Annotated in this window: 11 protein-coding genes; 6 read left to right on the forward strand and 5 right to left on the reverse strand. The window is 33.4% G+C overall.

The features are described 5' to 3' along the window. The first annotated feature begins 77 nt into the window (after nucleotides 1–77). Nucleotides 78–632, forward strand: coding sequence for a DUF5683 domain-containing protein (locus AC3IPI_RS06385; RefSeq protein ID WP_489157879.1), 555 nt, complete (start codon nucleotides 78–80; stop codon nucleotides 630–632). A 134-nt stretch (nucleotides 633–766) separates the two neighbouring features. Here the strand turns inward: AC3IPI_RS06385 and AC3IPI_RS06390 are convergent, their stop codons facing one another. The 3 genes from AC3IPI_RS06390 to AC3IPI_RS06400 all read right to left on the reverse strand — a co-directional run bounded on the left by AC3IPI_RS06390 (nucleotide 767) and on the right by AC3IPI_RS06400 (nucleotide 2,770). Beyond that, nucleotides 767–1,099, reverse strand: a complete 333-nt coding sequence (locus AC3IPI_RS06390; RefSeq protein WP_489157881.1) for an EF-hand domain-containing protein — start codon at nucleotides 1,097–1,099, stop codon at nucleotides 767–769. Nucleotides 1,100–1,432: 333 nt separating this feature from the next. Beyond that, nucleotides 1,433–1,747, reverse strand: coding sequence for an alpha/beta hydrolase (locus AC3IPI_RS06395; RefSeq protein ID WP_489157883.1), 315 nt, complete (start codon nucleotides 1,745–1,747; stop codon nucleotides 1,433–1,435). A 291-nt stretch (nucleotides 1,748–2,038) separates the two neighbouring features. Further along, nucleotides 2,039–2,770, reverse strand: coding sequence for an AAA family ATPase (locus tag AC3IPI_RS06400; protein ID WP_489157885.1), 732 nt, complete (start codon nucleotides 2,768–2,770; stop codon nucleotides 2,039–2,041). A gap of 264 nt (nucleotides 2,771–3,034) precedes the next feature. Between AC3IPI_RS06400 and AC3IPI_RS06405 the strand changes: the two genes are divergently transcribed. The 5 genes from AC3IPI_RS06405 (at nucleotide 3,035) to AC3IPI_RS06425 (ending at nucleotide 7,524) form a co-directional block, all read left to right on the forward strand. Beyond that, nucleotides 3,035–3,601, forward strand: a complete 567-nt coding sequence (locus AC3IPI_RS06405; protein ID WP_489157887.1) for a Crp/Fnr family transcriptional regulator — start codon at nucleotides 3,035–3,037, stop codon at nucleotides 3,599–3,601. A 112-nt stretch (nucleotides 3,602–3,713) separates the two neighbouring features. Beyond that, nucleotides 3,714–4,331 carry a hypothetical protein gene (locus AC3IPI_RS06410; protein ID WP_489157889.1) on the forward strand — a complete coding sequence of 206 codons (618 nt, stop codon included), beginning with the start codon at nucleotides 3,714–3,716 and terminating at the stop codon, nucleotides 4,329–4,331. 54 nt (nucleotides 4,332–4,385) lie between these two features. Next, a complete protein-coding gene (locus AC3IPI_RS06415) occupies nucleotides 4,386–5,393 on the forward strand; it encodes an amidohydrolase family protein (protein ID WP_489157891.1) in 1,008 nt (335 codons plus the stop codon). 109 nt (nucleotides 5,394–5,502) lie between these two features. Then, the gene (locus AC3IPI_RS06420) at nucleotides 5,503–6,429 is read left to right on the forward strand and encodes an alpha/beta fold hydrolase (protein WP_489157893.1); all 927 of its coding nucleotides are present in this window, start codon (nucleotides 5,503–5,505) and stop codon (nucleotides 6,427–6,429) included. 252 nt (nucleotides 6,430–6,681) lie between these two features. Then, nucleotides 6,682–7,524 (forward strand): alpha/beta hydrolase, encoded by an 843-nt coding sequence (locus AC3IPI_RS06425; RefSeq protein ID WP_489157895.1) that lies wholly within the window; start codon nucleotides 6,682–6,684, stop codon nucleotides 7,522–7,524. Between the two features lie 461 nt (nucleotides 7,525–7,985). Here AC3IPI_RS06425 and AC3IPI_RS06430 read toward each other — a convergent pair whose 3' ends face one another. Both AC3IPI_RS06430 and AC3IPI_RS06435 read right to left on the reverse strand, forming a co-directional pair. Then, on the reverse strand, nucleotides 7,986–10,289 hold the full coding sequence (locus AC3IPI_RS06430; protein WP_489157897.1) for an aminotransferase class III-fold pyridoxal phosphate-dependent enzyme: 2,304 nt from the start codon (nucleotides 10,287–10,289) through the stop codon (nucleotides 7,986–7,988). Between the two features lie 170 nt (nucleotides 10,290–10,459). Then, nucleotides 10,460–12,595, reverse strand: a complete 2,136-nt coding sequence (locus tag AC3IPI_RS06435; protein WP_489157899.1) for a beta-galactosidase — start codon at nucleotides 12,593–12,595, stop codon at nucleotides 10,460–10,462. Nucleotides 12,596–12,844 lie beyond the last annotated feature (249 nt).

Consider the following 12,844-nt stretch of genomic DNA (forward strand, 5'->3'; position numbering starts at 1 on the left):
TTTATTTATCTTTTGCTTAAGAAAATTCTTAGAACTAATGAGTTTTCTTTGAGAGAAATTTTAAAGCAAACTTCCTTATGCAATATCAATTTATTCTTCTGTTTTTATTTTTTGGATTAACCTCGATTTTTGCTCAGGAAAAGAAACAAATCGTTTCAAATGATATTCTTAAATCAGAAACAATAGATCCTTTGCGTCCTGCAAAAGCTGCATTTTATTCGGCTATTTTTCCTGGTTTAGGACAGATTTATAATAGAAAATACTGGAAACTTCCTTTGGTTTATGGAGCAATAGGAACAAGTGTTTATTTTTATATCGACAGTCAGAAAAACTACAATATTTATCGGGACGAATACAAAAGCAGATTAGCAGGAAATACAAGTGGTTCTGAATTTTTAAAGAATTTAAGCGAGAGTCAATTAATTTCTGCTCAAAAGCAATTTCAACGTAATAGAGATTTATCAGCTCTGTTTATTGTTGGTTTTTATGTTTTAAATATCATAGATGCTAATATCGATGCCGCTTTGTCTCAGTTTAATGTGAGCGAAAACTTAGCTTTTAAACATATAATGAATTTAAGGAATGAAAATTTAAAATCTGATTTTGGGTTTGCTTGTGTTTATTCTTTTTAGGATATTTTATTATAGAGTGACTTAGAATTTGCTAATTCTATATTTTTGAGAGTTTACGAAAACAAAAAAACCTGATAACTAATGTTAACAGGTTTTATTCGATTTAAAAATTGATCTAAAGTACTTTGAATGAATTAATTTGGAAAATAGGTTTTATATAAATCCAATATACCCTGAAGTCCTCCTGCAATTGTAAACTCTCCTTCACTAATTTTATTGTCGTGATTTACATCAGCCAGGGATATAAGAAGAGGTACGGCGTTAGTGGTTAAATTGAGCAGTGAAGTTAGTCCCTCAAGTTCGTCTCCTTCAAGGTACCCGCTATCATCTACGTCAAGTAATTGAAAAATTAAATCATAAGGGCGAGAATTTTGTTTTACGTTATTTCCATAACTAAAACTACTACTAAGAACTAACAATAATGTGCTAACAACTGTTACACATACATTTTTTTTAACATTTTTCATAAGGTTAAGTTTTTAGGGGATTAACACTACAAATGTAATTTAATTTTTTGATAATCAACATGTTGACATGTTTTTTTTGTGTTAACTTTCTTAGTTATTTACATTTATACGTATAAATACTGAATTTTATACGTGTTAATTTTTAAATAAATAATCTCTTTTTGTTTCCTTATAAATTAAGTTTACTTTAGTATTATTGAGTTGGCGCTTGAGTTTATACTCAAAATGCTGCATGGAAGCATATTTTTTAGCAAAGTTGGTTTTATGGTATTGATATTCAGTATTTTGTGTTTTTTTTTATTGTTTTGCCATTTCTTAAGATTAAAAGGCATGCTACTTTGATTTGTACTTGTCTGAAAAATTGTATTTTTGTTTTATAATTGGTATGGCTTCTGGTCTGATTGCTGCAGCTAATAATGCTTCGGCTCCACCAAAAGAATGTCCTACAAGGTGAGAACCTTTTCCTAATTCTTCTGCAATCCAAACCGCATCGGCTGTTTGACTATCTGCACCACGTGATGGGCTATCTCCAAATCCCGGTCTGTTAGGTACTCTCAATTTATACCCTTTATCTGCAAGCTCGCGCTGATTAATAAAGTTAATTGGTTCTCCGCCTAAACCACCCTGAACACCTCCATGGATTAGCAATACTGTAGGACCTGAATTTCCCCACTCAGTAATATGAATTGGATGTGTTTCAGATGTAATTTCTATAATATCTTAGGTTTTGTTGCATTGTTGCAACAAAAGCTCTTTTTTTTCGTCTAATGTCATAACTCTATTTATTTAAATGTTGTTTACTTTTATTAGAGCAAACTTAAGACGAGTAAAAAGCTTATCCTTTGACAAAAGCCAAAAAAGGACTTTTCTTACTTTTTATTAATTTGTCTAATTTGATTACGATTAGTTTCTAATAAAGTAAAATCAATAAAAGGAGTTTTATTTTTTATGATCTAAAAGAATTTCGGTCATATTCTTATAATTATTTAAGAACCCTTTGGTGATTAAATAGTGTTCCGTTTCTTCATAATCAACTTGTCTTATTCCGTTTTCATCCAATTGATATATTATTGCATTTGGGTATGCCAAAAGAATTGGAGAGTGGGTTGCAATTATAAATTGCGAATTGTTTTTTACGTGTTCATCTATTGCTGTAAACAGTGTAAGTTGCCTCATGGGCGATAAAGCCGCTTCGGGCTCATCAAAAACATAAAGACCATTTCCGCCTAATCGTTCAGTAATGATTTTCATGAAAGATTCACCATGAGAGCATTCATGTAAGGAATGACCCGTTCCCTGAAGGTTATCCGTTTCCTCCATATAAGTTGCCAGATTATAAAAACTTTCAGCACGAAGAAAGTAATAGTCTTCTGGGAGACTATGACTCTTTGCAATCTTTAAATAATTAAAAAGCCCTGATGTATTCTGATGGGTACTAAAACGAGCATGTTTACTTCCTCCTTCTTGACTTAATCCCATACTTAAAGCAATTGCTTCTATCAGCGTAGATTTTCCTGAGCCATTTTCTCCTACGATAAAAGTAACATCAGAGTGAAATTCAACTTTATCCAACCCTTTTATAGATGGTATCGTAAATGGATATTCCTCATAACTTGTAATTGATTCTCTTTTGAGTGAGATTTCTTTTAAATAAGGTTTGTTTGTTATCACTTACGAGTTGCTTTAATTGAATTGATGAAAAGGGGGCAAAAATAAAACATTTTTACGGATGAGCTTCTTAAAAATGTGAAATTGATTTAAGTGTTGATAATGACATGTTTTACTGTAAGTGGGGATTATGTCAGTATTTTGTTAAAGTAGATTATTTCTTACGTTTTAATTTTATAGCAATTGAATTTGTTTTATATTTAGAAGTAAATCAATCGCTTCTGTTTTGTTCAATTTATTACTTAGGCGTATAAAAAAATTGTTCTTATGACCGATACATTTAAAGAATTTATTACACGATTAGTTCCAATTGAAGAACAAGATCTGAATAAAATAATGTCTTGTTTAACTTCTCAAAAAGTAAAAAGAAATACAATCATTTTATCTCAGGGACAAGTTTGTACTCAATTTTATTTTTTAGTAAAAGGTTGTATGCGCACTTATTACATCACAAAAGAAGGTCAGGAAAAAACAAGACTGGTCTCATTTGGTAATACTCCTATAACGTCACTTACCAGTTTTATTACTCAAACACCTTCTGTTGAATATATAGATGCTCTGGAAGATTCTATATTATTGTCTATATCCCAAACAGATTTCTTTAAATTTCTGGATGAAATTCCTTGTTGGAATCTTTTCTATCAAAAAAATTTAGAATTGGCTTTTGCTTTTCAAAATAGCAGAATCGAAGATTTGGTGACTTTATCTGCTAAAGAACGATACGAAAAACTTCTAAAAGAACAACCTCATTATATTCAGCTTCTTTCTAATAGAATCGTGGCCACTTATTTAGATATGTCTCAGGAAACTTTAAGCAGAATTAAATCCAAATAACTCTTTTTGACTTTTGTCAATGCACAGGTTTTTCTATCCGCCTAATTTTGTACTATAAATCATCAGAAAATAAACTGATATGATATAGTAATAAAATTAAAAAGAGCTGATTATGAAAATGCTATTAAAAAAGCCAACAGGGAATGCTTTAGAAAACGTAATCGATAAATTCAATATTAAAGAGTTAATAGAATTTGAACGTTTTTGCAGAGATAATGCACAATGGGAGGAAATGAAAAAATGTTTTGCAGAAAATTCAACTGTAACAATTTCATGGTTTAATGGCTCGGGATATGGTTTTGTCGACGCTTCAAGCAAAATGGAAACTTATGCTCCCCATAAAATATACGATACTTTAATTTGGCTGAATAATGATAAAGCTGTTTCCATAACAATGACAACCATCCAGATGAGAATGGAAATTCAGGGACATTTATTAGAGTTAAAATCAGATGCCAAACTTTTATATAAAACGCAGAAAATAAACGGACTTTGGTCCATAATTTCGATGGAAGGAATCTATGAAAAAGATTCTTTAACCCCAGTTTCTCCTGCAAATGGAATTGTAATTCCGAAAGAAGAAATCGCCAAATTCAGACCAAGTTATGCCAATATGTCTTATGCTTTAAGCAAAAGCGGATATGATGTAGACGTTAATTTACCTGGAATTGATAAACCGGAAATGGTCTCAAAATTATATCAGGAATCTGAAAACTGGTTGAATTCCTAATCGGATTTTTTCAAACTATTGAATAAAAATAATAAGATTTAAAAAAACATAAAGATGAAAATTATAACTATTGAAGAGCATTTTAGATCAAAAAAAGTAAGTGAAAGAATGGAACAACTTGCTGTTAATGGTGCTGATGCAAAAGAGAATAAAGCTGGATTAGAGATTGCAAAAAAATATTTGCAGTCGAGCGAAGATATTGAAGATGTTGGTGCGCGCAGAATTAAGTTTATGGATGAAAGCGGTATCGATATGCAAGTCATTTCATATGGGAATGGAAATCCACAAACATTAATTGATGCTGCTAATGCAATTGAACTTTGTAAGATGGCAAATGATGATTTAGCTAGTTTAATTAAGCAAAACCCAACACGATTTGCTGGTTTTGCTTCTTTACCTGTTACAGATCCAGTTGCTGCCGCTACCGAATTGGAGCGTGCTGTAATCAAGCTTGGTTTTAAAGGTGCTATGCTCTCTGGAACTTTTCATGGTCAGTTTTTTGATGATGCAATCTTCTTTCCAATTTTTGCCAAAGCAGCCGAGTTGAATGTGCCTATTTATATGCATCCGGCAATTATTGCTAAAAACATTTCCGATTATTATTTTAAAAGTGACCAATGGTCGGAACAAGTTACAGGAACATTTGCTTCCGCAGGATTTGGATGGCATATGGATATTGGTATTCATGTGGTACGTATGATACTTTCGGGAATTTTTGATAAGCTACCTAATCTAAAATTGATATCAGGTCATTGGGGAGAATTTGTACCCTTCTTTTTAGAGCGAATGGATGAGGTTATGACTCCAGAAACAACAAATTTGAAACGTAAAATTTCAGATTACTACAAGACTAATGTTTATATCACTCCAAGCGGAATCTTCTCTGAAGTGCAGTTAAAATTTGCAATTGCACAAATGGGTGCAGATCATATTATTTACTCAGGAGATTATCCTTATTTAATGAAAAAAGAAACAGGAGATTTTCTTAAAAATGCACCAATTTCTGATGAAGATAAAGCGAAAATTGGGCATTTGAATGTAGAGAAATTGCTGAACTTGTAAAACACAAAACACAAACCAAAAATTACGCAAATTAATTTGCGATAATTTGTGCAATTGTTGGTAAAATATTTTTAAAAGCTGAAAGCGAAATGCAATTAATTTCAATACTATGAAAAATAAAATTCTAACATTAAACAACGATGATCCTAAAGTCATCAATGCAAGAAACGCTGAAAAAGCATTATTCAGCCATTATGGAATTGAAGCAAAAGAGCATTATGTAACTTTACCCGAAGAGCAAATAAAAGTTCGTGTCTTGGAAATTGGCGAAGGAGAACCCTTGGTAATTGTTCCAGGTAATGTAGGTGATGCTTTTGTTTTAGCTTCACTTATAGCACAATTCAAAGGGCGACGCGTTTTTGCAATCAACCGTCCGGGTGGTGGTTTGAGCGAAGGCATGGATCATAACACTGTAAATGTTAGAGAATTTGCGCATCAGTCACTTAATACAATTTTAGAAGCATTAGGTTTAGAAAACGTAGATGTTGTTGCGCATTCTATGGGTGCACATTGGAGTACATTACTTGCAATGGAGCATCCAGAGAAAGTAAGGAAATTAGTTTTATTAGGAAATCCCGGTAATATTATGGGCGGTAAACCTCCGTTAGCAATTCGGCTTTTAGGGACTCCGCCATTTACAAAATTGGCAATGCATTTTATAATTCCTAAGAACAAAGAAAAGGCATTAAAAACATTGACAGTAATGGGGCATTCTAAAGAATTTGTAGCGACACTTCCAATAGAGTTAGCAGATGCTTATTTTAATTTTGATCATTTGCCACATTATGTAATTTCAGCTACTAGTCTTATTGAGAACATGATTCCCGAAATTAATGCTGAAGAATTGGGTCGTCTTCATAAGCCAACAGCATTGATTTTAGGTACAGAAGATAATTTTCTTTCACAAGAAAAAGGACAGAAAATTGTTGAGGCTATGCCCAATGGTACTTTTTATTCAATTGCTAATTCAGGACATTTACCATGGTTAGAGAATCCTCAATTAATAGCTGAAAAAATATTAGATTTTTTGAAATAATCCCGTTAGGTATAATTGTTTTTAACACATAGAAACATAGAATTATTGAACTCAAAAAAGGCGTTTCACTTGCATTAATACGCATAGCTATGTGTGAGAAACGGGTTTCTTTTTGATTTTCTTTTTTTCAAACACATAAAATCTATCCCGAAGCTTCGGGACTATGTGTTTAATTAAATCTTTATTGCATCTAATGGTTTTAAAATAAGAAATATCTAGATCTAATTAATTACAACATTAAAAAAAATAAATATGGAAAATAACACACAACAAATTGAAGGAGTAACAACAGGAATACTTAATGTACCAGGAGCAGAATTATATTATGAAACTAAAGGAAACGGACCAGTTTTATTAATGATTCCGGGAGCAAATGGAGATCATTTTATCTTTACTCCGATTCGCGAAATATTATCAAAGACATTTACAGTAGTAACCTATGATCGTAGAGGATTTTCAGGATCTAAACTAGTAGGAGAACAAGATTACTCACATCGTATAAATACCGACGCCAATGATGCAGCTAGCTTAATTAAGCATCTCACTAGCGAACCAGCTTTTGTATTCGCAAGTAGTTCGGGAGCTTTAGTTTCGTTACAGTTAATGTGCCTTCATCCAGAAATAATTAAAGCATTGATTCCGCATGAACCAACAGCTTTAAAATATCTTCCAGATGTTGATAAATGGAAAGCTACTGTTCAGGAAATCTATGATATTTATGCTAAAGATGGAGAAGGCCCTGCGAAGGAAAAGTTTGTAAATGAGCTTATTCCAGGTACAAAAGATGGTGAACTAATGAAAGGTGGAAAAGGACCGGAAACACCAAATACAAAATATTGGTTTCAATATGAAGTCAGACAATATCCTTCGACTGATTTTGATACCGATAAGTTAGAAGAAAATAAAGATAAGATCCTTTTTTGTGTAGGACGAGATTCACTTGAAACTATGCCTGCTTGGCCAGTTACCAATCTAGCTAAACAATTTGGAACTGAAGTTTTGTATGTTCCGGGAGGACATTTAGGATATGCACTTCATCCTGCTGAATTTGCACAAGATTTTCTTGAGGGTTTACAAAAACGAGGGAAGTTATAATTAGAATATGATTTCCTAAAAACATAAGAGGCTATTCGAAAAATAATTTTCAGACGGCCTCTTTGTTATTTTTGAAAGTTTTAGAAGATTTGATAGATAATTGCTCCAGCGGAGCATCATATTTATAGCAAATTTAAAGAGGTTTGAGCAGAAGCTACAGCGTAGCGATATTTTGGTTTTTCTTTAGATATTGCTATATATATTACCATCAATTGGTCCTAGTTAAATAAGATAGGTTGTCTAATTAATGAAATGCCACCCCGATGGGGTTTCTTTTGATTACAATTAAAATTGCTATAAATATAACGTCCCACTGGGACTTTCTTTATCAATAATTTTAAAAAAATCAGACATTATTTTAATAAAATAAGGGCGTATGAAATTTTCATACGCCCTTATTAATTTATCGGGATAGAAACTATACCCGATTATTGTAATTAACTATTTGACAATTAATTTATTTAAACAGTAACTTCTTTTAATATTTCTTCAAGGTATTGTACCATTTCATCTGCATTTTGTTTGTTGAATGGCATTGGTGGTTTTATCTTTAAAACATTGTGCAAAGGTCCATCAGTACTTAGTAAATACCCTCTTTCTTTGATTTTTTCGACAACAATGTCAATTTCAGGAATTGCAGGTTCCATGGTTGTCCAGTCTTTTACCATTTCGGCACCAATAAATAAACCATGTCCGCGAACATCACTAATGATTGGGAATTTATCCATTAATCCTTTTAGTAAATCCATTAAGTAATTACCCACTTCTAATGCGTGTTGTTGCATTTCTTCGTCCTGAATTACTTCCAGAACAGCTAGTCCAGCCGACATAGATACTGGATTACCTCCAAAAGTGTTGAAGTATTCCATCCCGTTGTTAAAAGCATCGGCAATTTCGTTTGTAACAATTACTGCTGCAAGCGGATGACCGTTTCCTATAGGTTTTCCTAGTACAACAATATCCGGAACGACATCTTGTAACTCGAAACCCCAGAATTTATCGCCAACTCTTCCAAATCCTACCTGAACTTCATCGGCAATACAAACTCCTCCCGAAGCTCTTACATAATCATAAACGGTTTTTAGATAGTTTTCTGGTAACGGAATCTGACCTCCAACGCCCAATAAGGTTTCGCAGATAAATACGGCAGGTGCTTTGTCTTCTTTTTTTAAATCTTCAATTATTCTTTGTACATCAGCAGCATATTTTTCGCCTGCTTTTGCATCGCCGTATTTATAAGGACCTCGATATAAATCGGGATTAATTGCTTTGTGGATCCAAGACATTTTTCCAAAACCTCCTTTACTGTCAAATTTATAAGGACTCATTTCCATTGCCACGGTTGAGGTTCCGTGATAAGCATGATCTAATACGATAATGTCTTTTTGCTTCGTAAAATGACGGCTCATTCTTATAGCAAGGTCATTTGCCTCACTACCAGAGTTTACGAAATAACAAACGCTTAATGACGATGGTAATGTTGCGGTAAGTTTTTCAGCATATTCTAATATAGTATCGTTAAGATACCTTGTATTAGTGTTTAAAGTTGCAATTTGTTTTTGCATTTTCTTTACCACTACTGGATGACAATGTCCAACGTGTGATGGGTTGTTTACACAATCTACAAAGGTTCTTCCTTTATCATCATATAAATATTGTAATGCCCCTTTTACGATTTTTAGTTTCTCGTTGTAACCAATGCTTAAATTTCTACCTACATTTTTTTGGCGAGCCTGTAATAAATCAGAATAGTTGGAGTCATTTATCACGCCATCAAATCCGCAAGCTTTTCTAAACGTATCTTGAGCTTTTATAGGATTTATTTTGATGAGTTTGTATAATAACTCCCAAGCTGGCTTCTCTGTTATGAAATGATGGGCATTATCGCTATTTAGCGATGCGTTATAAGCCGACTGTGTTACGCTTATACAAAGCCTTCCAGCGATTAAATAATATAGTAAATCTAGTTCTTGTGTTGTAAGCGAATATGCTTCATGATATCCTTTTACGATGAATGAAGCAGCTGTTAACGGATCATCGCTTTCTAGGATTGCATACGTACAAGCTATTGCAAGATTATTGATTAAAGCGGAATAAACCATATCGCCAAAATCAATCAAACCAGTAGTTTTTTCTCCTTGCGCCATTACATTACAATCATTGGCATCATTATGAATGTATGCATGTCGTAATGTGTGTATTTGCGGAAGCACTTCGGTATCAAACTGCAAAAGGAAATACCCGGCAATTCGTCTACGTTCGTGATTAGTAATGTACTTCAGTTTTTCATTGGCATCACCCGCTCTGCTAATGTCCCACGTATAATGGCGATGCATTGCAGGATGAGAAAAGTCTTGTAATGCTTTATCCATATTACCCATAAATGCACCTAAATTATAAAGAGCAGTACTTGATTTTTTTTGTTCTTCGTACCAAAAAGTGCCTTCAAGAAAACTAAGAATTCGTATGTAATACGTTTTGTTGTCTTTGATTATTTGGGTTAAAGCTTCTCCGTTTTTATTGAGAGAAAACTGCTGAAAGCTTTCTGCTAAAGGGCTTTTGCTTAAATGCTGAATGATTTTAACCTGCGCATCCAGAAAAGGATACGGCTGATTTTCATCAGAAAGCTTTAATATATACTTTTGATTTTTCTCATCGGTTAAGATAAAATTCAATTCATCATAACCGTCTAACGCTTTTACGGTAGCGGATAATCCATAATGTTCTATCGCTAATTGCTGAATGTCTGTTTCTGAAAAAATCATTGGTATTGTTTATTAAGTTGTTTTGTTTGTTTTCTCGTTATCGTGCAAGGTTTTTATCTGACCTCGTAGTGAAAAGTTTTCTTGCCACGAATTTCACGAATTATCACGAATTTTTTTAAAATAAAAGCATTTTTAATTTGCGTTAATCTGTGAAATTCGTGATGAAAAAATTATTTCCAAATAATGGCTTGGGCAGGTTGTAAAGGGTTTTGTCCCACAAGAATTTTACTTCCTTGAGGTATTGGTAAGTTTATAGGTTCGTTTGTATAGTTTACACCTACGTAAAAACCATCCCTCCATTCTACAAATACTCCTTTTGGTAAATCTTCGATGGCTACTTTTGCACGTTCGTAAATAGTACGTACAACTTGTCTTTCTAAAGTTCCGTCTTTACTTTCTGCACCAATATAAGTAACAGTTCCTTTGCCTAATTTTCTTGTAATAGCAGCAGCTTTACCTTTGTAAAATTGATCTGCATAAGTTGCTAATACTTCTGTTCCTTGTTTTGGGTTTAGGACATCTGCCCAGGTATTCCATTTGTGGGTATTGTTTCCTGAGCTTATTGTTCCGTTTACATTGGCAACAAGCATATCAAAAAAATCTACATCGGCACCAATTAATGGTACGATTGGCGCACTCCAATTAGCTTCAAAGAAATGTCCGTTTCTATCCTTTTGACCTGTACGGCAAGAAAGGATTAAGTTTCCTCCGTTTTCAACATATTTTGTCCATTTGTCGACCAATTTCTGATCTATAAGTTGGTAAGCAGGAGCAACAATAAACGGATAAGCAGAGAAATCTTCGTCTTCTGTAATAAAATCCATTGGCGCACCAGTCGATTTTACTGCAGTTGTATATATGTTTCTATGTCTCCAGGTACTCCAGAATTCTGTTTGTTTTTGGTTTTCTAAATCCCAAAGGTTTTCATGACTCCATAAAAAACCTGTTTTTCTTTTTGCAATTTCCTGAGGAATTACCGCTTTAGGATTGTATTCTTTGCGAAGTAATTTCATGTCCTCGATAGATTGTACAAATTCTTTTCCGCCTGTAGTAAGTGTAACACCATCGGTTCCTACGATTCCGTCATGGTACATTTCACTACTTCCTAGCGGGTGTCTGTATCTATACGTACAAGTAAATGAGCAACCTCCACCAAAAGCTTGAGATATCCACATATGAACCGTTCCTGGTTGTAATTGTGGGTTAATTCCAGCCCAGTTTACTTGCCCAGGTTGTAATTCCATAATACCAGTAACACCGCTTATAGATCTGTAATAATCATTTGCTTCAGATATTTTGTTAGGATGCCCCATTCTAAAACTATCTCCTCCTAAAGGATTCTGTCCACTTACAGGATACATGGTATAGGTAATGAAATCCATTTTATTGGCACTTCTAGGATCGGCATCATAAATTACATTGGTAAAGTTGGTTGTTATCCATTGTTTTGGATCAACATACTTTCTAAGTATTTCGGCTTGTCTATTTAAATATTCACCTTGTGCATCCGAGGTAAATCTTTTAAAATCTAAAACGGCATGAGGGCTTAGCTTATCTTCAAAATAAATTTCGGCATTAGGTAAAACTATTTGTTCAAAGTTATTATAACGAGTACTCCAAAAATTCCCAACCCATTCTGTATTTAGTTTTTCGATTGTTCCGTATTTGGCTTTAAGCCAAATTTGAAATGCTTTGCGGGCTGAAGGACTAAAATCGGCAGTTCCCAAAGGTTCATTGTCGATTTGCCAACCCATGATGTTTTTGTTCTTACCGTATCTTTTTCCAAGTTCGGCAACTATTTGATCTGTAAATTCTCGGTATTTTTCATTTGTTATAGATACATTAGCTCTATTACCGTGTTCTCTGCGACGTCCGCTTGCATCTACTAAATAAATTTCAGGATATTTGTCTCCCATCCAAGCTGGTGGAGTTGGAGTTGGGGTACAAAGTATCACTTTTAAGCCATTTTTTTCGGCTATAGCAAGTGCATCATCAAGCCATTTAAAATCATATTTACCTTCTTCGGGTTCCATATACGTCCAGGCAAATTCGGCAAAATGCGTAAACTCAAATCCTAGTTTTTTTATGTTTTTTAAATCACGTTCCCATTGTTCTTTTGGCCATTGTTCAGGATAATAGTAAACACCAATTTGCATTAAATCGGGTTTTGAAAAAAAACGTTGTGCGTCTTTGTTCTCCGTAGAAGTAGCTTTTTTGTTTTGAGAAAAAACGGGATTCAAATTACAATTTGCGATAAGCAATAGTGTAAATAAAATTTTAACTAATGGTATATTTTGCTTGAACATTCTTGGTTGTATTGAGTTAATCGAATATAGGTAATTTGTTATTTATGGTTGTAATTATTGCGTCTGTTTGCTTCGCTCGGGTCATAAAAATGTATTTAACACATAGAAACATAGGATTGAAATTTAAAGTTGTTTCTAGAAAATCTTAATTTTTTCGCATAGTCACGAAGCTTCGGGATGCGATTTATTTTTAAGTGAAACGTCTTTTTTGAAACTTGTAAACTATGTTTCTATGTGTTAAAAATAATT

The organism is Flavobacterium sp. GL_143, assembly GCF_057834355.1.